The sequence below is a fragment of the Bacillus sp. RO2 genome (genome assembly GCF_012911845.1).
GTDB lineage: Bacteria > Bacillota > Bacilli > Bacillales > Bacillaceae_I > Sutcliffiella_A.
This window is the reverse complement of sequence record NZ_JAAXCU010000051.1, coordinates 1-22,494: the sequence shown is the minus strand read 5'-3', so window position 1 is coordinate 22,494 and position 22,494 is coordinate 1. Positions and strand designations below refer to the sequence as shown.

General features: G+C 39.8%; 24 protein-coding genes. 20 read left to right on the top strand and 4 right to left on the bottom strand.

From position 1 onward, the window contains the following. Window positions 1–187: 187 nt before the first annotated feature. From HF078_RS17220 to HF078_RS17195, 6 genes are all read left to right on the top strand, one after another. A complete protein-coding gene (locus HF078_RS17220) occupies window positions 188–1,162 on the top strand; it encodes a PstS family phosphate ABC transporter substrate-binding protein (RefSeq protein WP_169292271.1) in 975 nt (324 codons plus the stop codon). A 96-nt stretch (window positions 1,163–1,258) separates the two neighbouring features. Further along, on the top strand, window positions 1,259–2,218 hold the full coding sequence (pstC, locus tag HF078_RS17215) for a phosphate ABC transporter permease subunit PstC (RefSeq protein ID WP_060665021.1): 960 nt from the start codon (window positions 1,259–1,261) through the stop codon (window positions 2,216–2,218). A gap of 1 nt (window position 2,219) precedes the next feature. Continuing rightward, on the top strand, window positions 2,220–3,104 hold the full coding sequence (pstA, locus tag HF078_RS17210) for a phosphate ABC transporter permease PstA (RefSeq protein ID WP_169292270.1): 885 nt from the start codon (window positions 2,220–2,222) through the stop codon (window positions 3,102–3,104). A gap of 18 nt (window positions 3,105–3,122) precedes the next feature. Beyond that, window positions 3,123–3,944: a phosphate ABC transporter ATP-binding protein PstB gene (gene pstB, locus HF078_RS17205; RefSeq protein WP_169292269.1), complete on the top strand. Its 822-nt coding sequence runs from the start codon at window positions 3,123–3,125 to the stop codon at window positions 3,942–3,944. Between the two features lie 25 nt (window positions 3,945–3,969). Continuing rightward, entirely contained in the window at window positions 3,970–4,629 is a 660-nt protein-coding gene (phoU, locus tag HF078_RS17200; RefSeq protein WP_169292268.1) for a phosphate signaling complex protein PhoU, read from the top strand. A 249-nt stretch (window positions 4,630–4,878) separates the two neighbouring features. Then, entirely contained in the window at window positions 4,879–6,342 is a 1,464-nt protein-coding gene (locus HF078_RS17195) for a SulP family inorganic anion transporter (RefSeq protein ID WP_169292267.1), read from the top strand. Window positions 6,343–6,973: 631 nt separating this feature from the next. Here HF078_RS17195 and HF078_RS17190 read toward each other — a convergent pair. Then, the gene (locus HF078_RS17190; RefSeq protein ID WP_169292266.1) at window positions 6,974–7,126 is read right to left on the bottom strand and encodes a hypothetical protein; all 153 of its coding nucleotides are present in this window, start codon (window positions 7,124–7,126) and stop codon (window positions 6,974–6,976) included. A 208-nt stretch (window positions 7,127–7,334) separates the two neighbouring features. On the opposite strand from HF078_RS17190, the gene HF078_RS17185 reads away from it, so the two are divergent. The 12 genes from HF078_RS17185 to HF078_RS17130 all read left to right on the top strand — a co-directional run bounded on the left by HF078_RS17185 (window position 7,335) and on the right by HF078_RS17130 (window position 17,720). Continuing rightward, window positions 7,335–7,676, top strand: coding sequence for an ArsR/SmtB family transcription factor (locus HF078_RS17185; RefSeq protein WP_148987607.1), 342 nt, complete (start codon window positions 7,335–7,337; stop codon window positions 7,674–7,676). 12 nt (window positions 7,677–7,688) lie between these two features. Further along, on the top strand, window positions 7,689–8,987 hold the full coding sequence (locus HF078_RS17180; protein ID WP_169292265.1) for an arsenic transporter: 1,299 nt from the start codon (window positions 7,689–7,691) through the stop codon (window positions 8,985–8,987). 124 nt (window positions 8,988–9,111) lie between these two features. Then, the gene (gene arsC, locus HF078_RS17175; protein WP_169292264.1) at window positions 9,112–9,531 is read left to right on the top strand and encodes an arsenate reductase (thioredoxin); all 420 of its coding nucleotides are present in this window, start codon (window positions 9,112–9,114) and stop codon (window positions 9,529–9,531) included. A 61-nt stretch (window positions 9,532–9,592) separates the two neighbouring features. Then, entirely contained in the window at window positions 9,593–9,961 is a 369-nt protein-coding gene (gene arsD / locus HF078_RS17170; RefSeq protein WP_169292263.1) for an arsenite efflux transporter metallochaperone ArsD, read from the top strand. A gap of 12 nt (window positions 9,962–9,973) precedes the next feature. Further along, window positions 9,974–11,716, top strand: coding sequence for an arsenical pump-driving ATPase (arsA, locus tag HF078_RS17165; protein WP_169292262.1), 1,743 nt, complete (start codon window positions 9,974–9,976; stop codon window positions 11,714–11,716). A gap of 13 nt (window positions 11,717–11,729) precedes the next feature. After that, the gene (locus tag HF078_RS17160) at window positions 11,730–12,158 is read left to right on the top strand and encodes a protein-tyrosine phosphatase family protein (RefSeq protein WP_169292261.1); all 429 of its coding nucleotides are present in this window, start codon (window positions 11,730–11,732) and stop codon (window positions 12,156–12,158) included. 161 nt (window positions 12,159–12,319) lie between these two features. After that, window positions 12,320–12,493, top strand: coding sequence for a hypothetical protein (locus HF078_RS17155; protein ID WP_169292260.1), 174 nt, complete (start codon window positions 12,320–12,322; stop codon window positions 12,491–12,493). A gap of 110 nt (window positions 12,494–12,603) precedes the next feature. After that, entirely contained in the window at window positions 12,604–13,644 is a 1,041-nt protein-coding gene (locus HF078_RS17150) for a zinc-binding dehydrogenase (protein WP_169292259.1), read from the top strand. A 101-nt stretch (window positions 13,645–13,745) separates the two neighbouring features. Beyond that, entirely contained in the window at window positions 13,746–14,192 is a 447-nt protein-coding gene (locus HF078_RS17145) for a MarR family winged helix-turn-helix transcriptional regulator (RefSeq protein WP_169292258.1), read from the top strand. A gap of 71 nt (window positions 14,193–14,263) precedes the next feature. Next, a complete protein-coding gene (locus HF078_RS17140; RefSeq protein WP_169292257.1) occupies window positions 14,264–15,130 on the top strand; it encodes a permease in 867 nt (288 codons plus the stop codon). Between the two features lie 84 nt (window positions 15,131–15,214). Then, window positions 15,215–15,610, top strand: a complete 396-nt coding sequence (locus HF078_RS17135; protein ID WP_169292256.1) for an ArsR/SmtB family transcription factor — start codon at window positions 15,215–15,217, stop codon at window positions 15,608–15,610. Then, complete coding sequence (locus tag HF078_RS17130) at window positions 15,600–17,720, top strand: heavy metal translocating P-type ATPase (protein WP_169292255.1); 2,121 nt, start codon at window positions 15,600–15,602, stop codon at window positions 17,718–17,720. The genes HF078_RS17135 and HF078_RS17130 overlap by 11 nt, the downstream gene beginning before the upstream one ends. 407 nt (window positions 17,721–18,127) lie before the next feature. Here the strand turns inward: HF078_RS17130 and HF078_RS17125 are convergent, their stop codons facing one another. Both HF078_RS17125 and HF078_RS17120 read right to left on the bottom strand, forming a co-directional pair. After that, window positions 18,128–18,634 carry an endolytic transglycosylase MltG gene (locus HF078_RS17125; protein WP_169292254.1) on the bottom strand — a complete coding sequence of 169 codons (507 nt, stop codon included), beginning with the start codon at window positions 18,632–18,634 and terminating at the stop codon, window positions 18,128–18,130. Beyond that, the gene (locus tag HF078_RS17120) at window positions 18,624–19,004 is read right to left on the bottom strand and encodes a hypothetical protein (protein ID WP_169292251.1); all 381 of its coding nucleotides are present in this window, start codon (window positions 19,002–19,004) and stop codon (window positions 18,624–18,626) included. The genes HF078_RS17125 and HF078_RS17120 overlap by 11 nt, the downstream gene beginning before the upstream one ends. A gap of 237 nt (window positions 19,005–19,241) precedes the next feature. Here HF078_RS17120 and HF078_RS17115 point away from each other — a divergent pair, with 237 nt between their 5' ends. Together HF078_RS17115 and HF078_RS17110 are read left to right on the top strand one after the other, a co-directional pair. Then, window positions 19,242–20,981 carry a glycosyltransferase family 4 protein gene (locus HF078_RS17115; RefSeq protein WP_169292253.1) on the top strand — a complete coding sequence of 580 codons (1,740 nt, stop codon included), beginning with the start codon at window positions 19,242–19,244 and terminating at the stop codon, window positions 20,979–20,981. A 14-nt stretch (window positions 20,982–20,995) separates the two neighbouring features. Continuing rightward, complete coding sequence (locus HF078_RS17110) at window positions 20,996–22,057, top strand: nucleotidyltransferase family protein (RefSeq protein ID WP_169292252.1); 1,062 nt, start codon at window positions 20,996–20,998, stop codon at window positions 22,055–22,057. 37 nt (window positions 22,058–22,094) lie between these two features. Here the strand turns inward: HF078_RS17110 and rpmG are convergent, their stop codons facing one another. Then, window positions 22,095–22,244: a 50S ribosomal protein L33 gene (gene rpmG, locus HF078_RS17105; protein ID WP_010194590.1), complete on the bottom strand. Its 150-nt coding sequence runs from the start codon at window positions 22,242–22,244 to the stop codon at window positions 22,095–22,097. Window positions 22,245–22,494: the final 250 nt, after the last annotated feature.

Here is a 22,494-nt window from a genome sequence, read left to right as displayed (position 1 = left end):
ACATATTTTGCAATAGCGAACATTCACTAAATTCCTCCATTATTCCCGATAAAACAACAGAAAAAACGACATTTACAAAACCTTTACACTTGATTCATACAGAGTTAACACACAAGTTATATTCTATTATTCGTAGGGCAAGATATAAACAGAAACATCAAACAAAAACCTTAGGGGGAATTAAGAAATGAAAAGCTTCAAACGTTTTTTATTGCTAGCTATCGTTGCATCACTTGCAGTATTCGCTGCGGCATGTGGGAATGCAAACAATAACGGTGGTAACGAAGGGTCTTCAGCTGAAGGCGGAGAAGAACTTGAAGGTAGTGTAGTAATTGATGGGTCTGGAACAGTATTTCCTTTTATGTCTCTAATGGCTGAAAAATACATGACTGAAGCTCAAGAGGGCGTATCTGTTGAAGTAAGTCGTGCTGGTACATCTGCTGGATTCAAGAAGTTCCTAGTAGAAGACGGAACTGATTTCAATAACGCATCTCGTACAATTAAAGATGAAGAGAAAGCACAAGCTGATGAGCTTGGCATGGAAGTAAAAGAAATGAAAGTTGCACTTGACGGTTTGACAATCGTTATCAACAAAGAAAACGACTGGGCAACTGATTTGACTGAAGAAGACGTTAAAAAAATCTTCTTAGCTGAAGGTAATATTAAGAACTGGTCTGATATCAACCCGGATTTCCCTAATGAGCCAATCAAAGCTTACGGTCCAAATGAAAACCACGGAACATATGAGTTCTTCTGGGAAAAAATCCTTGAAGAAAAAGATTTAGTTGAAGGTGTAAACTTACAACAAGAATACTCTACACTTGTAGACCTTGTTTCTAAAGATAAAAACGCAATTGGATTCTTCGGTTACGGTTACTATGCGAGCAACACAGATAAATTAACTGCTGTAAAAGTTGACTTCGGTAACGGTCCTGTAGAACCATCTCTGGACACAATCGCTGAAGACGGTGAGTATGCAAACTTCACTCGTCCAGTATACACTTACTTGAATGTAGGTATGGCGAAAGAAAAGCCTCAAGTACTTGACTATGCAATCTACACAATGGAAAATGCACAAACTGTTGCAAGTGAAACAGGCTTTGCTCCATTGAAAGATGAAGAAATCAAAGCTGCAGTAGAAGAGCTTGAAGGTTTAAAGTAAGTTTTCAGGGAAGATGAGGGGCTCCTTGCTGCTCATCTTCCTCTATGTATTTTTTAAAATAGGCTTTGGATGGTCCTTGTTACGTTAGGGTAAAGGATGAAAGGGGATTTCAAATTGGCTAATCAGAAAGATAGCATCAATGTCAGAGAGTTAATCAATAAGAAAAAGACGACTCTGAACACAAATAGGTTTATTGAAGCGTTTGTGCCAAAGTTTCTTTTGGGTATCGCAACAATTTCTATTTTTACAACATTAGGTATTATTTTTACTTTATTATTTGAGACAGTAGAATTCTTTACTAGGATTCCGTTTCTGGATTTCTTTACTGGTACACAGTTAAAACCTTTAGGGGAAAATGCACAATTCGGTGTGCTTCCTTTATTGACAGGAACGATTATTTCATCTGTCATTGCAATGGTTGTAGCAATCCCTATCGGTTTAATGAGTGCAATTTTCTTAAGTGAATATGCATCAGATAGAGTACGAAGAATTTTAAAACCCATCTTAGAGGTGCTAGCAGGTATTCCTACAATCGTTTACGGATTTTTTGCATTCACTTTTGTAACACCTCTATTAAGACAAATCATTCCTGGTTTAGAACCAACCAATATCCTCAGTCCAGGAATAGTAATGGGAATTATGATTATTCCAATGGTTGCCTCATTATCGGAAGATGCGATGAGCTCGGTTCCCAATGCAATGAGAGAGGGAGCATTGGCGCTTGGATCAACGAAGCTTGAGGTAGCTTGGAAAGTGGTAGTTCCTGCAGCTATGTCTGGAATTGTCGCATCATTTGTTCTAGCTATTTCTCGTGCAATCGGTGAAACGATGATTGTAACGATTGCGAGTGGAAGTACAAAGAACTTTACGTTTGACGTTACACAATCTATGCAAACGATGACCGCATACATTGTGGAAGTAACCGGTGGAGATGCACCAGCTGGTTCAACTTTATATTATAGCTTGTATGCTGTTGCGATGACGTTGTTCGTGTTTACGCTTGTCATGAACCTGATCGCGCAGTATATCTCTCGCAAGTATAGGGAGGAATATTAAGATGAAGTATGTTGATGCAGCGCAAGTACAAAAGAAAATGAATTCAAGACTAACGGTGAACAAAATTGCTAAATCATTATTTTTAGCAGCAACACTAATTGGTCTTGTTGTACTGGTCATTCTTTTTTACCGTGTTATTTCACAAAGTATGGGTTGGATTGATCTTCAATTTATTACGAATAAACTTTCCACAATGGCAGATCGAGCTGGAATCATGGGTGCCATTATGGGTACTTTATGGCTGATGTTAGTCGTTGCACCAATCACTTTGTTTCTTGGAGTAGGAACGGCTATTTATTTAGAAGAGTATGCCAAAAAAGGACGCCTACAAAGATTTTTACAGACTAATATTTCTAACTTAGCAGGTGTACCTTCCATTGTATTTGGTATTTTGGGATTAACTATTTTTGTTAGGGCGGCTGGCCTTGGAAATATCGTTTTGGCTGGTGGTCTGACAATGGCATTATTAGTTCTTCCTATCGTTGTAGTAGCAAGTCAAGAAGCAATTCGCTCAGTTCCTGGTTACTTAAGGGAAGCATCTTACGGAATGGGTGCGACTAAATGGCAGACAATCAAGAATATCGTTTTGCCAGCTTCATTACCGGGTATCTTAACAGGAGTTATCCTTGCGTTATCCCGTGCCATCGGGGAAACGGCTCCACTAGTTGTATTGGGAATTCCAGCGTTGTTGATTCCGCTACCTGAGGGTATTTTTGACAAATTCACGGTGCTTCCAATGCAAATTTACTACTGGACAATTGACGCAGCTCTTGTTGCAGAATATGCGAATTTAGCAGCAGCTACTATCGTAGTCCTACTTTTCATTTTATTAGTCATGAATTCCATTGCAGTTATTATTCGAAATAAATTCCAAAGAAGATTTTAATCCTAGGAGGAATCATCTATGCAAATTACGGTGCCTGAACGTGAAACGAAGAACAATTCTTCTAAAACAATAACTCCAAAAGACAAAAGCATTGTGTATCATACAAAAGATTTGAACCTATGGTACGGCGAAAATTTGGCGTTGAAAAACATCAACTTGCCGATCTATGAAAACGAAGTTACGGCGATTATCGGGCCTTCCGGATGTGGGAAGTCCACTTATATCAAGACATTGAACCGTATGGTTGAATTAGTTCCAAGTGTAAAAGTTTCTGGTGATATCCTTTATCGTGAAAAGAATATCTTAGGTAAATCCTATAAAGTGGAAGAACTACGAACAAATGTTGGAATGGTATTCCAAAAACCTAATCCGTTCCCAAAATCCATTTATGACAATATTGCTTATGGACCAAGAATTCATGGAATTCGCAACAAAAAAGTCCTCGATGAAATTGTGGAAAAAAGCTTACGTGGAGCGGCTATCTGGGATGAAGTTAAGGACCGTCTAAAAGAAAATGCATATGGCCTATCTGGTGGACAACAGCAGCGTTTATGCATTGCACGTTGCTTGGCTATCGAGCCAGACGTTATCTTAATGGATGAACCAACATCAGCACTTGATCCTATCTCTACCCTGAAAGTGGAAGAACTCGTTCAAGAATTAAAGAAAGACTACAGTATTGTCATTGTAACGCATAATATGCAACAAGCTGCACGTATATCCGACAGAACAGCTTTCTTCTTAAATGGGGAAGTGATAGAATATTCTGAAACAGACAAATTATTCTCCAATCCGTCTGATAAGCGTACAGAAGACTATATTACTGGTCGTTTCGGATAATAAAGGTAGAGAGAGGAAGAGGTAGATGGTATTGCGTCAATTTCATGTGGATTTAGAAACGTTAAGAGATAAATTATTGGAACTTGGAAGTTTGGCTGAAATTGCAATGGGAAAATCCATTGACGCCTTAACAAACCAAAATGTGGACCTTGCGCTTCAGATTATTGAAGAGGACAACAAGGCAGACCGTTTAGATGAAGAGATTAATGACTTTGCCATTCTTCTTATTGCTAAACAGCAGCCAGTGGCGATTGATTTACGTAGAATCTTTGTCGCAATCAAAATTTCCACGGATGTAGAACGAATCGCAGATTTTGCTGTAAATATTGCAAAATCGACAATAAGAATCGGGAAAACAACTCAACCAATCATTCAGCTTGAGAAAATTGAGAAAATGCATAGCATTGCAACTGAAATGTTATCACTTGCTTTGAAAGCTTATTATGAAGAAGATGTAGTCTTGGCGAAGAAAGTAGCGGATATGGATGATCAAGTGGACGAGCTTTACGGTCAAAACATCCGTGAGTTACTTCAGTTGACAAAAGACCACCCGGATTTGATTCCTGAAATTACCCAATTGAGCTTCATCTGCCGATATATTGAACGTATGGCCGATCACACCACCAATATATCAGAAAATATATTTTACCTTGTAAAGGGTAGCCATTACGAATTGAATGACTAAAGGGAAGAGCTTTGTTCTTAATGAACAGAGCTTTCTTTATTGTTACATTGTCTATTTTTTTACAGATATACAAAAATGATAGATAAATAGAGGAAACCGAAGAAATAAAGAGATAATCTCGTATGTTCCCGTTTTCACGATGATTTTCACCCTAGAAAATATGTGGTATGATTCTTTCTGTTGCAAACGGACCAGACTTTCTTGAGAGTAGAAAGTCACAAAACTAAATAATATAGAAAGAGGTGTGCTATGAACGTAGCAAACTTAAAACAAGAATGGTTTGGCAACGTGCGTGGTGACGTACTTGCCGGGATGACCGTAGCATTAGCCCTCATTCCAGAAGCGATTGCATTTTCTATCATCGCGGGTGTTGACCCGATGGTAGGTCTTTATGCATCCTTCTGTATTGCCGTGGTTATTGCCTTCACTGGTGGACGACCAGGGATGATTTCAGCTGCAACGGGAGCAATGGCATTATTAATGATTACATTGGTTTCAGATCATGGAATCGAGTACCTGTTTGCAGCTACTGTGTTAACTGGTATCATACAGATCATAATGGGTGTATTTAAACTTGGGAAATTTATATCGTTCCTTCCTCAGGCAGTTATTATTGGATTCGTTAATGCTTTAGCAATCTTGATTTTCACCGCACAATTAGTCCATTTTACTCCAGAAAAAGGAGGATCATGGATAATGGTAGGGTTCGTCATTGCTACTCTTGCCATAATATATTTGCTTCCAAGAGTCACTAAAGCTTTACCATCTGCATTAGTGGCAATTGTTGTTATCACTGCAATAACGCTTTTTGGTGGAGGATTTGGACTAAGTACAGTAGGCGACCAAGGAGAAATTTCAAGAACCTTACCTTTCTTCCATATCCCAATGGTTGATTTGTCATGGGAGACATTTATGATTATCCTCCCTTATGCTTTTACACTTGCTATCGTAGGTAATCTTGAATCACTTTTAACTGCAACAATCGTAGACGAAATGACAGATACAAAGAGTGATAAGAACAGAGAAATGAAGGGACAAGGTATCGCAAATGTCGTAACCGGGTTCTTTGGTGGTATGGCTGGTTGTGCGATGATTGGACAGTCTGTAATAAACGTTAAATCAGGGGGACGTGGAAGGCTTTCTGCATTAGTTGCAGGTACATTCCTTCTATTCCTCATCATGGTGCTTGGAGATGTAGTGGTTCAGATTCCGATGGCTGCACTTGTTGGAGTAATGATTATGGTTTCTATTGGAACATTTGATTGGCAGTCGATTCGAGAACTACACAAAATTCCTCGCGCAGACGCAGTAGTAATGGTTGTAACGGTTGCTATTGTTGTTTATACGCACGACCTTGCAAAAGGTGTAGCAGCAGGGGTTATTCTAAGTGCACTAATCTTTGGATGGAAGATGGCGAAAATCAAAGCTACTATGACATTAAAAGAAGATGTCATGCATTATCAAATATCTGGACAAATGTTTTTTGGAACGATGAGTCACTTTGTAGATTTATTCGATTATAATAATGACCCAAAAGAAGTCATCATTGATTTTAGTAACACTCATATTTGGGATCAATCCGCAGTTACTGCCATATCCAAAACGGTACTGAAATATCAAAGGTTGGGTAAAAATGTGAGCATCGTCGGCCTTAATGATGAAAGCAAGACACTAATTGACCGAGTAGGTTTATCTGCTACTTCAGGTCATTAATAAATAGTTAATTAACGGGACAATTTTTTGTCTCGTTTTTTTGTTGCGCCATGACATACTGTTCTTTGTTTTGGTGGAGCGAAACTCCTTCTCCACCCGTTTTTCAGGTGTAGGGGCTGTTTCGGTAGTAGAGAGAGCTTCTCTCCACCCGTTTTTCAGGTGAAGGGGGTGTTTCGGTAGTAGAGAGAGTTTCTCTCCACCTGTTTTCCAGGTGAAGGGGGTGTTTCGGTAGTAGAGAGAGTTTCTCTCCACCCGTTTTTCAGGTGAAGGGGCTGTTTCGGTAGTAGAGAGTGTTTCTCTCCACCTGTTTTCCAGGTGAAGGGGCTGATTCGGTAGTAGAGAGTGTTTCTCTCCACCCGTTTTCCAGGTGAAGGGGCTGATTCGGTAGTAGAGAGTGTTTCTCTCCACCCGTTTTTTAGTTGAGATTCTTCTTTCGGTAGTAGAGGCATTGTCTCCTCCCGCATTCCTGTTTAAGCTCTTATTTTTGGTAGTAGAGGGCCCTCTCACTTCTCGTTTTGCTGTTACTTCTAATGTTTACTGATCTCAACAAAATTAGGTCCACCTAAACAGAAACATCACTTCAATTTTTTTGTAGATAAAAAGACATAATAAAAAGGAGCATAGAAGCTCCTTAAGATGTGTGATGAAAAAAGGAAAAGAACGCTGCTATGGAAGCCAACATCGATTTGGATTTTCTAACTTTTAGTTTTAGATCTTTCTTTGCTTCTTCTTGTTCCACATGTAGGTTTTGAAAAGCTCGTCGTCTGTACTGATAGTCCATCATAACACAGCATCACCTTTCCCACTCATATGATTTTGGAAGCGCTTTCTTAAGAATATTATAACGATTAACAGATAATTCTGCAATTCACCTTTACAAACAATTTACAAAAGAATAGTTGCAACATATATATAAGTGTTTTATTATATAAGCATGTTGTTATATAAGTATTTGATTATATTACTTATCTTTTCCAAAGGCAGGTGTGTGTATGCAACAAGTATTGAAAATGGAAGAAGCGGCAGTCACGCTAAAAATTTTAGGTGATAAAACGAGGCTTTCCATGTTGGCTCTTTTACAAGATCACGATTGCTGTGTATGTGAGTTTGTCGAGATTTTCCAAATGAGTCAGCCTTCTATTAGTCAGCATGTGAAAAAACTAAAAGAAGTGGGTCTGGTTAAAGAATCAAGAAAAGGTCAGTGGATCATGTATTCCATCAATACCGAACATCCGCACTATGGATTAATCACTTCTATATTAGTGCATGTTCCTTCACTAGAAGAAAAGTTGAAAGAGCTTGAGGAAAAAGGACTTAGAATTACTTGTTGTTAAGGGGGGAATATTTTGCTGGATATAATTTTGGCATCTGTGATTTTTTTACTTACATTAATTTTTGTTATCTGGCAACCTAAAGGATTATCCATAGGCTGGTCAGCATGCGGAGGAGCACTTCTTGCATTACTCTTCGGCGTTGTTACCTTTACTGATGTAATTGATGTAACAAGCATTGTTTGGAATGCAACATTAACGTTTGTGGCCTTGATCATCATCTCCCTCATTTTAGATGAAGTAGGATTTTTTGAATGGTCGGCTTTGCATATGGCTCGATTTGCAAAAGGAAGCGGCGTTAGGATGTTCATTTATATTACTTTGCTAGGAGCAGTGGTTGCTGCATTCTTCGCTAATGATGGTGCCGCTCTTATATTGACACCAATTGTTCTGGCTATGGTGAGGAACTTAGAGTTCAAAGAAAAAATGATTTTGCCATTCATCATGGCTAGTGGATTTATTGCAGACACTACTTCACTGCCATTAGTGGTTAGTAACTTAGTAAACATAGTGTCAGCGGACTTTTTTGAAATAGGGTTTGTCGAATATGCTTCACGTATGATTGTTCCAAACTTCTTTGCACTTGGGGCAAGTATCGTGGTGCTTTACTTGTTCTTCCGTAAAAGTATCCCGGAAAATTATGATATGTCCGTATTGAAGCCACCAAGAGAAGCGATTAAGGACGTGAAGCTCTTCAACTTATCATGGATTGTACTTGCGGTACTTCTTGTCGGATATTTTGCTAGTGAATTTGCCGGTATTCCTGTTTCATTCGTTGCAGCCAGTGTTGCTATCATCTTTCTTTTAATAAGTAGAAACAGCCAGGTAATTCACACGAAACAGATTCTGAAAAGTGCACCATGGGCCATCGTATTCTTTTCTATTGGGATGTATGTAGTAGTGTACGGTCTAAGAAATGTAGGGTTAACTAACCTCCTGACAGACGTCATTCAAATGGCTGCTGATGAAGGACTTTTCGTTGCAACGATTTCCATGGGGTTCATTGCAGCTATTCTTTCATCATTCATGAATAACATGCCGACTGTCATGATTGACGCACTGGCAATCAAAGACACAGCCACAACCGGAACAATCCGAGAAGCGTTAATCTATGCCAATGTTATCGGATCTGATCTTGGGCCAAAAATTACACCAATCGGTTCCTTGGCAACATTACTATGGCTACACGTTTTAAGCCTTAAAGGTGTAAAGATAAGTTGGGGATACTACTTCAAAGTAGGTATCATTCTAACCATCCCAACCCTATTCATCACGCTATTAGGCCTATATTTCTGGCTACTCATTATTGGTTAAGACACACCCTGTTGTTTGTAGTGCAGGCTAGGCTCAAGCACTGCCCAGCGGAAAGCGAATACCCGGAACGGAAATTAACAGGCGTTGAAACAAAAATCAAATTACAAAAAAGGAGTTTTTCATCATGACTAAAAAAACAATCTACTTCCTATGCACAGGTAACTCTTGCCGCAGCCAAATGGCAGAAGGCTGGGGGAAAAAATATCTTAGTGACGAATGGGATGTGTACTCAGCAGGAATCGAAGCACACGGTGTAAACCCAAACGCAGTAAAAGCAATGAACGAAGTGGATGTGGATATCACCAACCAAACTTCAGACACAATCGACGCTGAAATCTTGCAGAAAGCAGACCTAGTCGTAACACTTTGCGGTCATGCAGCAGATGTTTGCCCGGCAACACCACCAAACAAAGAGAGAGTACACTGGGGTTTTGATGATCCTGCCAAAGCAGAAGGAACGGAAGAAGAGAAATGGAAGTTCTTCCAACGTGTACGTGATGAAATTGGCGACAGAATCAAAACGTTTGCTGAGACTGGAAAATAATAAAAATGGCCGAGCGGAATATCTCGGCTATTTTTTCTATATCGGAAAGGGGAAGTGTGAAATGGCTAAAATTGAAATTTTTGATCCTGCAATGTGCTGTGCAACTGGCGTTTGTGGGCCAAGTGTGGACCCGGAACTAACAAGAATGGCAAGTGCTGTATTTTCTTTGCAACAAAAAGGTATCGAAATCACTCGATACAATTTAGGCTCAGAGCCTGAACCATTTGTAACGAACCAAAAGGTGAATGAATTGCTAATGGAAAAAGGACCGGAATGTCTTCCAGTTACTTTAGTAGATGGCGAAGTTGAAAAGATGGCAGATTACCCTACAAACGAGGAATTTGCTGAATGGACCGGTGTGAAAGTAGAGGAACTTGTTCATGAAAAACCAAAAAAGAAACTCAATATTACTCTAAATTCAATCAACTAGGAGGGCGGCTTTATGCTCCCAACATTCCAACCCAAAACAATGGTACAAGCACCATACTTATTTTTCACTGGTAAAGGCGGTGTTGGTAAAACGTCCACAGCATGTGCCACATCCATCGTGCTTGCCGAAGAAGGAAAGAGGGTATTGATTGTCAGCACCGATCCAGCCTCCAACCTGCAGGATGTGTTTCAAACGGAATTGACAAATGACATTTCTGAAGTGCCAGGTGTGGAAGGTCTTTTTGCCTGTAATCTTGATCCTGAGGAAGCGGCGAGAGATTACCGGGAAAGTGTGATTGGTCCTTATAAAGGAAAACTCCCAGAATCAGTATTGGCTACCATGGAAGAGCAGTTATCAGGAGCATGTACGGTTGAGATTGCAGCCTTTGACCAATTCTCCACTTTATTAACACAAAAAGAGGTAACTGGGCAATATGATGTGATTGTGTTTGATACTGCTCCAACAGGCCATACACTTAGACTGCTTTCCCTGCCGTCTGCGTGGAATAATTTCCTGGAGGAAAGTACCCACGGAGCTTCCTGTTTAGGACCACTTTCAGGGCTTGAGGCCAAAAAGGAACTGTATGAACAGACGGTAAAGGCATTGTCAGATCCCTCCCAAACTCAGTTGCTTCTGGTAACAAGACCTGATGAATCGCCAATCATGGAAGCTGCGCGTGCCTCTCAGGAGTTGCGTGAAATTGGCCTTCATAATCAGCAACTAATAATAAATGGATTAATGGAAAAGACAGTCATAGACGATGAGGTATCCTTGGCATTTTACGAAAAGCAACAGAAAGCGCTGGAAGATGCCGTGAGTACATTTGATGATATTCCCATGACGTACCTTCCTTATATTTCATATTCATTAACTGGTATCAGTCCGTTAAAGGCTTGGTTAAACGGAGAAACGATAAAAGTTGAGGAAACGAGTCAGGTAAATCCTGAAATACTTACCGAACTTGCTGATCTTGATCAAGTGGTAGGAGATGTTATAAACCATAATTTTCGTGTAGTATTTACGATGGGGAAGGGTGGCGTTGGTAAAACTACACTCGCAGCCAAACTGGCAATGAAGCTTGCAGAAAGAGATGTGAAAGTCCATCTCACTACAACGGATCCTGCTGCGCATCTGGAGCATGCGTTTAAAGATAAAACAAGAAAAGAGAATTTAACAATCAGTAAGGTGGACCCTAAGGCAGAAGTAGAATCATATAAAAAGCATGTTTTGGCACAAGCGGGAGAGGGGCTTAGCGAGGAGCAACTTGCATACCTTGAGGAAGATCTAAACTCACCTTGTACCGAAGAAATAGCGGTATTCCAGAAGTTTGCCAAGATAGTTGGTCAGGCGGATGAAGAAGTGGTCATCATCGATACTGCACCAACAGGTCATACATTGCTACTGCTTGAAGCAGCCCAATCGTATCAAAAGGAATTGTTGCGTTCAACGGGTGAGGTGCCAAAAGAAGTGCTAAACTTGCTTCCACGCCTTCGTAATGCCGAAGAAACATCAGTACTTATCGTTACCTTGCCGGAAGCAACCCCTGTACTGGAGGCTGAAAGATTACATGCTGACCTTGAGCGCGCTTCTATAACACCGCGTTGGTGGATCATCAATCAAAGTTTTGCTAATACAAATACAACAGACCAAGTACTATCAGGCAGAGGGAAACATGAACTACCCTGGATACAAAAAGTAAAGTCCACAAAAGAAAAATGTGCCATCCTGCCATGGGAAAAAGAGAACCTGTTGTAAGGAGTGAATGAAAATGACAAGCGAAAAAAACTATCAATCATTAATGGAAAATGTCTTTATTGGCGGTGCGGATCAAGCGAAAGAAGCACATACAAATGAAGGCCTGGATGTTATCATAGACTTGCGGGCGGAAACGGATAACGTGGAAGACGACCTTCCTAGAATCCATATGCCAATCGTGGATGATGCAGCCAAACAGGATGAATCAGTGAAAGCAGCTATTGAATATGTCGTACAAGCTCAACAAGAAGGAAAGAAAGTATACTTTCATTGCTCAGGTGGGCGTAATAGAACCGGAACGGTTGCCATGGGTACCCTTCTACAATTGGGGAAAGCTAGTACTGTTGAAGAAGCGGAAAGGCTTGCAACTTCCATCCGTCCTATTATTAATGTGAAGCCGGAGTTAAAAGAAGTGCTTCAAAACATGTACGAAAAAAACTAAGAATAAAACGAGCTTTTGAAAAATAATAAGAAGGCAGGTGACTGGCCGTGAAGGTTTCAAACGAAGCAAGAGACGTACTCACTGATATCCTGCGTGAAAACGGGGCAAGCAACATACGTGTTTACTTTGCAGGCTGGGGCTGAGGAAGCCCACAATTAGGATTGTCTCTGGATGAGGCAAAAGAAGAAGATAAAGTGGAAACATTAAATACAATAAAAGTGGCAATTGATCCGAAAATCCAAAGCATGACAACCGACCTTGTTCTGGATGTTCAGGAAACACCACAAGGCAAAGGGCTTGTGTTGTTGGGTATGAAAGATAGTGATTGTTGTTAAGGGGAGAGGGAGAGTAAGCGTGAAATTGAGCTTGCTCTTTTTTTCTTAAATAAAAAAATAGGTTAATACTGTAAATGAAGATCTTTGAAAGTGAGTAAGGTGATGTCTATATGAAGGCGGTCCAAGTAACAGGATATGGAGATGTTGATATGTTGGAATTAGTAGACATACCAATACCTGTTCCAAAACAAAATGAAGTGCTTGTAAAGGTGAAAGCCTGTGAGATAAATAATACGGAAATTTGGATGAGAGAAGGAGCATACGGTACCGATGCAAAGTCCGGTTGGAAGCCAGAAGGAGTACAATTCCCACGTACACCTGGTTCTGACATAACAGGAACAATTGTGAAAGTCGGAAATCAGGTGGAAGAATCTATGATTGGAAGAGATGTTGTTTTATTCCCTTTTACGTCTAGTGGGGAAGAAGGTAAGGAACATATTTCAGAAGATATGTCTTTTATAGGATCTGAATACGACGGTGGTTATGCGGAGTACGTGGTGTGGCCTGCTGATCTATGTTTCGATATGCCTCTTCCAAACTATTCGGAAAGTGCTGTATTTTCAGTAAGTGGATTAACAGCTTGGCATATGGTCCAACAGATTCAAATTCAACCTGGGCAAACGGTCATGGTAACAGGCGCTAATGGCGGGGTGGGGTCCCTAAATGTCCAAATTGCCTCTAAAGTCTTTGGTGCAAAGGTAATTGCAATTGTAGGGGACCTAAACGGAGAAGAAAGATTGAAGGGATTAGGAGCTAATCATGTATTATCTTACAAATCCGAAAATCTATCTGAAGAAATCCTACAGGTGAATGATGGGCCGATAGACTCGGTGTTAGATGTAGTAGGAGATGCTTTATTTTCTATATCTCTTCAAGTCTTAAAAAACGGAGGAAAGTTTTGTATTTCAGGATCAGCTGGCGGGCAGAAGACAAAATTGGATTTTAGAACGTTGTATCTTAAACATATTTCTATGTATGGTTCCGTGCTTGGGACAAGAGAAGAGTTTAAGGATATGCTTCAGGCAATAGCTGAAGGAAAAATAAAACCAGTCATTGATAAAACCTTTCCGTTAGACAAAGCGAGGGAAGCCCAACTTTATTTTAAGGAAAAGGGAAAGTTAGGGAAAATTTTGTTTTTGCCGGAAGAATAATAATACCTTTTTAGTGCTAATTAAAATAATTTGCACTAAAAACTAATAAGTAGTTGCAAAATGCAAATAAATAACTATAATAAAAGTAAGAGGTGAAAAAAATGGAAGATATAAGGGCGATTCTTCAAATCACGATGCGAAGGTTTGGAATGTTGAACAAAAATTGCTGCTCGGTAGAAGATTATGATATTTCGCAGGTGCAAAGCCATATTCTTTACGAACTGGCAAGAACGAAAGGCCCCTCCATGCAACAGGTAGCAGAAACAATTGGCATGGATATCACCACATTTAGCAGACAAATTCAAACACTGGTAAAACTGGAATTGGTGGAAAAAAGACAATCTGCTGAAGACAAAAGAATGTATCACTTATTCCTAACCGAGAAAGGCAAGGAAATGGAAGATGGTATCAATCAACAAATGCTTCATTATTTAGCGAATGTTTTTTCTAATTTAAGTGAAAAAGAGAGCACTGATGTTTTAGAATCTTTAACAATATTGAATGCAGCGATGAGTAAAAGTAACATGTGCTGTAAGCCGTTTTATTAAGTAAGTTGTGATACTTGCTTTTTTAAAAAGTAAATACTTGCAAAATGCAAATAAATAAAGGAGTGTTTTTTATGTGGAAAGAAGTAATAACAAGTTTTTTGTACATCGCATTGGAATTAACGGTCCTGTTTGTTCTCATTACGTTTTTGGTTTCGATCATCCAATCTTTTGTGCCATTTCAAAAAATGGAGAAGTGGCTAAATCAAGGTAATATTCTCCTAAGTTCTCTATTCGCTGTCTTGTTCGCTTTTATTACCCCATTTTGTTCCTGTTCCACCATACCAATGGTGGTCACATTATTAAGAAGAAAAATACCTTTTGGAATTGTGATGGTATTCCTTTTTGCATCACCAGTTTTGGATCCGACCATCCTGACTATTATGACAGCATTGCTAGGGTGGAAGGTAGCTCTAATATATACTCTAACCACAACGACTTTTTCAATTATGATTGGACTACTCTTGGGTAGATTAGGTTTTGAAAAGCAATTAAAAAATGTGTTGTTGAAGAACTATCAACCGAAAACCAAACGGTTCGACCTTAAACGTTCTTGGAAAGAAACACTTACACTAATGAAAACTGTTTATCCATTTTTATTGATTGGCGCAGCCATTGGTGCCTTCATTCATGGCGCTGTACCAACTTCATTGATTACACAATATCTTGGAGGAGAAAATTGGTGGCTTGTTCCCATTGCGGCGATATTAGGTATACCTCTATATATCAGACTTTCAACAATGATTCCCATATCCCAGATGATGATAGCCAAAGGCATGGCCTTGGGACCTGTTATGGCTTTGCTCATCAGTTCAGCTGGTGCGAGTCTGCCTGAAGTCGCATTATTAAATAGCATCTTTAAGAAAAAACTGGTGGTAGCGTTTGTCCTTTCTGTCATAAGTATGTCTACGATTTCAGGGTTCTTGTTTTATCTTCTATGATTGTAGCTGAATGTATTGACTATTTTAGCTAAGTTGGCATATACTAATATTCAAATGAATGTTTGAATGTGGAGGGGATCTTTTATGTCAACAAATTATAGTTCAGAAGTTTTGACAACACCGCAATGTCAAGAAGAATGTGCAAATGAAACAAAAGTTAAAAATGTGAAGAATCAAATAGATGAAATAATAACAAATGATGTGGCAAAAATATACCGGGCTTTATCTGATCCAACCAGGCTGAAAATAGCACAGGCACTCAATTTAGCAGAGGAACTCTGTGTGCATGATGTTGCAACGATTACTGAATCTACAGTTGCAACAGCATCTCATCACCTGAGGCTGTTAAGAGATCTCGGATTGGCAAAATTCAGGAAGGAAGGAAAGCTAGTATATTACTCCTTGGATGATAATCATGTTAGACAATTAATCGATATCGCCTTTACCCATCAAAAAGAGGTGAAGACACGTGAAAAATAACGAAGAGCAAGTATATAGAATTCAAGGATTATCATGTGCAAACTGCGCCCAAAAATTCGAGAACAATGTTAAAAAAATTGAAGGAGTCATGGATGCAAGAGTAAATTTCGGTGCATCGAAGGTTTCTGTAACTGGTGCTGCAAGTTTAAGTGAGATTGAGAAAGCCGGTGCATTTGACAAACTGAAAGTGTCTCCAGAACAAGAGGAATTACCTGAAGAACCTACTATTCCGTTTTACAAAAAGCCTGTTAATGTCCTCCTCTCATTTCTTTTTCTTGTGGCGGGCTGGGTGGCATTTTTTCAGCAGGGAGAAGGCCACCTTTCTACAACTATTCTTTTCGCTGCATCCATTTTGATAGGTGGATACAGATTGTTCTTTACAGGATTAAATAATCTAATTAGGCTTCAATTTGATATGAAGACATTAATGACCATTGCCATCATCGGTGCTGCGATTATCGGTGAATGGGGAGAGGGTGCCACTGTCGTCATTCTTTTTGCGATAAGTGAAGCTTTGGAATCATATTCGATGGAAAAGGCGCGAGCTTCGATAAGATCGCTAATGAATGTTTCTCCTAAACAGGCGACTATTTTAATAGAAGGAACAGAAAAGCAGATCTCTGTCAAAGATGTTAAAATTGGCGATCTGATGCTTGTAAAGCCGGGGCAAAAAATCGCAATGGATGGCGTCATTGTGAAAGGTGGAGCATCGATCAGTGAAGCTGCTATTACAGGTGAGAGTATTCCTGTATCTAAAGGTGTGAATGATGAGGTTTTTGCTGGGACCTTTAATGAAGATGGGCTGTTAGAAGTGGAAGTCACCAAGCGCGTCGAGGACACAACCATCTCTAAAATCATTCATCTCGTCGAGGAGGCACAAGCGGAAAGGGCACCTTCGCAGGCATTTGTTGATAAGTTCGCGAAGTATTATACACCGCTAATCATTGTTATTGCTTTTCTCGTAGCCACTGTCCCTCCCCTGTTCATGGGATTGGACTGGAATACATGGATCTATCAAGGCCTAGCGGTTCTCGTTGTTGGTTGTCCGTGTGCACTTGTTATTTCCACTCCGATTGCCATTGTAACAGCAATCGGGAATGCAGCTCGAAATGGAGTCCTGATCAAGGGTGGGGTTTTCCTTGAAGAAGTGGGTAGAATCAAAGCAATTGCCTTTGATAAAACGGGGACCCTCACTCGTGGAGCACCAGAAGTGACCGATGTTCAGGCCTTTCATTTAAATGAAGAAGAGCTGCTAAGAATCATTGCGACACTAGAAAGTGGTTCGACCCATCCGTTAGCTTCAGCAATCCTTCAAAAAGCGGAAGAGATTGGAGTAGCTGATACGGAATATACTATGGAGAATTTTGAGTCTGTTGCGGGTAAAGGGATAAAGGGGTCCATTAATGGTACCCTTTATCAAGCAGGAAGTCCGAATTGGTTCTTTGGTCAAAAGCATCCGGAAGTGGAGGGGCTAGCAGAAAGTATCCATCTATTACAAAATGCAGGAAAAACAGTGATAGTAGTCGGGACTTCTGACAAGATCTTTGGTGTTCTTGGAATCCGGGATGAGATTAGAGAAAGTAGTGCTTCAAGCGTGAAAAATTTGAAGGAAATAGGTATTCCTCATTTATACATGCTGACAGGTGATAATGATAGGACTGCCGAAGCAATTGGACACGAGGTGGAGATAGACCATGTTAAATCAAGTTTGCTTCCGGAAGATAAGCTTCGATATATTAAAGAGTTAAGAGAAAAGCACGGTAGCATTATGATGGTGGGGGACGGAATAAACGATGCACCTGCCCTTGCAGCTTCGTCAGTGGGAGTGGCAATGGGAGGAGCGGGAACTGATACCGCGCTGGAAACAGCAGATGTAGCATTGATGGGAGATGACCTCCGTAAGCTTCCATTCACCATCAGACTGAGCCGAAAAGCATTGACCATTATTAAGCAGAACATTACTTTCTCTTTGGGGCTGAAGGTTTTTGCGCTTCTGCTGGTGATTCCGGGCTGGCTCACCTTGTGGATTGCAATTTTTGCCGATATGGGAGCAACACTGCTTGTTACGTTAAATAGCTTGCGGCTTCTAAAGGTAAAAGATAAAGGTTAATGAAAAGAATAGGGTATCGTAGCAGTTTTCCTTCCCGTTGGAAAGTCGGACAGGGAGGACTGCTACTTTTTTATTGGAGTTAGTTTCAGTGGGTCTAGAAAAGTTTTGAAAAAGTCCGTTTATATGGAATCGCCCGATTTTTTAAATTATCGCCCGAAAAGTCGGATTTTTCGCCGGTAAATCTGAATAATCGCCCGTAATTTTCTATTTTCGCCCGATTCCTAAAAAAATCGCCCGTATTTTCAGATTATCGCCCGATTCGATTCAGGGGCTCAATTCTAGTGAACAGATTGTTCGTCTGATCGAGCGGTCCTACCGTTATCCTGCTGGAAGCTGTAGGTTAACTTTTCTTAATTTCATACAAAAAGCACCCCCTATGTCAACGAGGTGCTTCTTCATGTATATGACTATTTTATCAACACGTCTGCAGCTTCTTCATAGCTCATGCCCTTTTTCATGGTGAACGTTCCAGAACGTACTTTGGTAGCAATGTTTTTGTCTTCAAGGTATGCGTCAAACTTCTTGTCATCCTCGATGATTCCTTCACGTGCTAATAACGCGGTAATCTCGTAAGTTGCCATGCCGTCTGGTATCACGATTTCAAAAGGTTCATTCTCTTCTTCTTTTTCTTCGACTTCTTCTTTCTCTTCTTCTGTTGCCACTTCGTTGCTGTTACTCTCTTCTTTCACTTCTTCTTTTTGATCGTTTTTTGTTTCCTCTACCGGTTCTACTTTAGGTAATAACTCGTCATACTCTTCCTTTGACAACACGTGAAGGTCGTTTTCTGCGGCATACGCCTGAACACTTTCTTCATTTAATGTGGTTGCACCTGCACTTACAATAGAATAAGCAACTCCCATTACTCCTGTTGCAAAGAGGATGCCAATTGCGAATGCTCTAAGATTAGTTCTCATTGGCTACGTTTCCTTTTAGGTTGGCAGATTGAAGGATCTGTTCTACTTTTTCCATGGAAGTGGAAGTGAATTGAGAGATTTGAGAAGGAGTGTATCCTTTTTGGTAAAGAGATATAGCAACATCTTCTTCACTTACATTTTGGTGGCTTGCTTGTCTTTTTGTTTTAACCTTATGTATAGGAGTAGATCCACCCAAAAGTTCTTCTTCTAATACTTTCATTTTTCTTTCCAACTTATATTTGTCCTGAACAACATCAAAGGATAACTGTTCCATTTCCTTTTCTAGATCAGCAAATTTGTCATCCACAAAGAAGGAAATTACAATCACTGCGACTGCAATAATGATTAAACTTATACTTGCAATTAACATTTTTTCACCCCAGATAAAAGTTTCTCTCTTTTTTATATCATAGGAGTAGAGATGGAAAAATAGTCTTTCGACAAATTCCTCAGAAACATATGACGGTTTTGTGAACGTTTTTTGTCAACGGACATAAAAAATTTACGTTATAACACAAAAGACGACAAAAACCGGCTGTTGTGGAAAAGAAAATTCACGTGATAAGATGAAAGAAAAGATAGATTCGTGGGGGAAGAGGTTTGGACCATGTGCAACAATGGATCGGATAAGGAATTTATTAAGTTGATGTTGAATGAAGCTGGAGAAGCAAAAGTTGAATGGGTCGTGGATCAATGGAGGAAAGATTTTGTTAAGGCCTATCAGTCATTAAGGGAGGAAGGTTTGGTTATCAGGCTGATTGGTTGGAAAGGAAGCTCACAAGTTAGTAGAAACAATGTCTTCTTTTTAGATATACTAACCAAAATGAATAGTGGGAGTATAACTCTTCCAGAAATCAACGAATTCCATTTCATTCGAGCGGAAATTGGTGTAGGAAAAGCGGACGGATTTTTCCCTTTTTTTCAAAGCGACAAGTTAAAAATGAAGAGCGGTATTAAGGCGGACTTAGAAAACGCAGCTATTTGGACACCATTAAATATGGTTGATAAAAGAAAATGGCAACAGTTGAATGCAGCATATACTTTTTATGAAAAACCCTCATTTGAACTTCAAAAAGCACGTCAGTTAAATTCTGGAACATTTCAGGAAACTGTTACTTCTGATGTATTCTATTCTGTTCACTCATCACATAATCATTTGTTACAAGAAGAAATAAAAAATACCTATCATATTGTCATGTTATCCTGGGAGTTTCCACCTGCCATGTTAGGAGGACTGGGGCAGCATGTATGGCAATTATCCAGACAGTTGGTAAAAGCAGGCCATCATGTGTCGCTTGTGACCCCACATTGCCTTGGAGCACCCGAGGCGGAGACGGTGGAGGGAATAAAAGTTTACAGGGTAAAAGAAGTGGAATGTTCTTATGATGATTTTCATCTTTTTGTCGCGCAAACCAATATGAATTTGGTTGAACAGGTGCAGAACATAGCTAGTCAACAACAAATTACTATTATTCATGCCCATGATTGGCTTGTGGGATTTGCTGCAAGGGCACTGAAAGAAAGTATGAGACTTCCTATAGTGTCAACCATTCATGCACTTGAAGAAGGTAGAAGCAATCTAGATACCCAAATGCAGCTGCAAACTGCTAAATGGGAAAAGTTATTGATTCTACATTCTAATGTATTGATTGTTTGTAGCGCATATATGAAGAAAAAAGTGGAGAAATACATTAACCGGAAAAGGAAAATTTATGTTATCCCTAATGGTGTTGCCATTTCCGATGAGGGAAGTGACAGCGTCCAGGAATTTATCAGTCGAAGATCATTTTCACACCTGATTCTTTTTTTGGGCAGAATGGTGCCTGAAAAAGGAATAAAGACTTTGATAAATGCTGCAAAAAAAATAAAAGAATCTTATCCTGAATGTCTTTTTATACTAGCTGGTAAAGGGCCATATCTGTCGGATTATAAAGCATTAGTTAGGCAGGCTGGGTTGGAGAAACAAGTGCTGTTTATTGGATATGTAAATGAAAACGAAAAAGCTACCTTATTAGAGCGAAGTGACATGCTTGTTGTACCAAGCGTTTATGAGCCATTTGGGATAGTGGCCATAGAAGGAATGGCAGCTGGTAAACCTGTTATAGCGGCAAAGACTGGAGGACTTTCTTCTATCATTAAAGATGGAGAAAACGGTTTGTTGTTTGAGCCTGGAAATGGCATAGATCTTTGTGAAAAGATACATTCTTTAATCGAGAACCCAACGTTATGTTCACAACTCGGTAAAAAAGCATTTAATGAAGTGAACCAAAAATACAACTGGGAAGATGTAAGAGATCAGACAGAGGCGGTTTATGAGACAACAGTTACTACTTCTTCCGTCCAGTAGGAGGGATATAGCATATGAAAGCAGTCATATTGGCTGGGGGAAAGGGTACCCGGCTGTTGCCGTTAACACAAAAACTCCCAAAACCATTGGTGCCACTACTGAATAAACCTGTCATGGAATACAGCATTGAACTTCTGAAAGAGCATGGAATTACAGATATCATCATCACCCTTCAATATTTAAGCGATAAAATTAGGAATTACTTTGGGGATGGATCCCAATGGGGCGTAAAAATAACCTATCTCCAGGAAACGGTTCCTTTAGGTACTGCTGGAAGCGTGAAAAATGCCGAGCACCTTCTTGATGAACCTTTTCTAGTTATAAGCGGAGATGCTTTAACCGATTTTAACTTGATGGCAGGGGTGCGCTATCATGTCCAAAAACATTCTTTATTTACTATTTTTACAAAGGAAGTCAAAAAGCCTAATAAGTTCGGAGTTGTTGATACGGATGAAGAAGGGCATATTAGAAGGTTTGTGGAAAAACCACTGAAAGACGAGGAATTCAGTAAAATTGTAAATACCGGTATTTATGTAGTAGATCCGTTTGTATTATGTATGATGGAAAAAGGAAAAGCGTATGATTTCAGCAAGGACATTTTCCCAAGGCTTATTAAAAATGGCATGAGCCTATATGGCTACCATGCAAATGGATATTGGAAGGATATCGGTAGTCATGAGGATTACCGGCAGGCCCAATACGATATGCTGGATAAAAAAGTCCGAGTCAATATAGCTGCTGAAGAGGTATTGCCAAACTTATGGGTGGGATCAAATGTGAAAATGGAAGACAATGTGACCATCAATCGGCCTGCATATATCGGCAACGACTCTTATTTAGGTGACCATGTGGTAATTGGCAAATACACCATCATCGGTAAAAGTTCCAAAATAACAAAGGATTGTGAGTTAAGCAGGAGTATTGTCTGGGATGATGTAACCATTGAGCACACCTCTCCATCATCCATAAGGAATGTAACGATTGCTCCAAGGTATCAGATTAGCGAAGGATATAAAGCGGGTACTTCTGTGAAGGTCAAAAATAAAAAGAATATTAGCCCTGTAGAAGCAGGTTGATGGGCAAAAAAATAAGCAGACAGGAAAATCCTGCTGCTTATTTTGTTTCACGGTGTACAGTTACTTTTTTCAATCTTGGGCTGTATTTTTTAAGCTCAAGACGATCTGGGTTGTTACGTTTATTTTTAGTAGTGATATAGTTACGATCACCAGTTTCAGTACAAGCTAAAGTTACGTTTACGCGCATCGTTATCCCTCCAAACATATAGTGCATTCAATTCAGACCTTACTATAATATCATTATTTTTTTTATAATGCCAGTTTTTTTTCGGGATGGGAAAAATAAAGTTCAGTGAAGTAATAATAACACCCTGTTTCCTTCCGTTATGGGAGTTCGCTTTCCGCGGGGCGTGTGCTTGAGCCTCCTCGCTGCGCTGTGGGGTCTCAAGCTACCGCTACCTCCCGCAGGAGTCTCACCCCCTCCACTTCAGTCAACA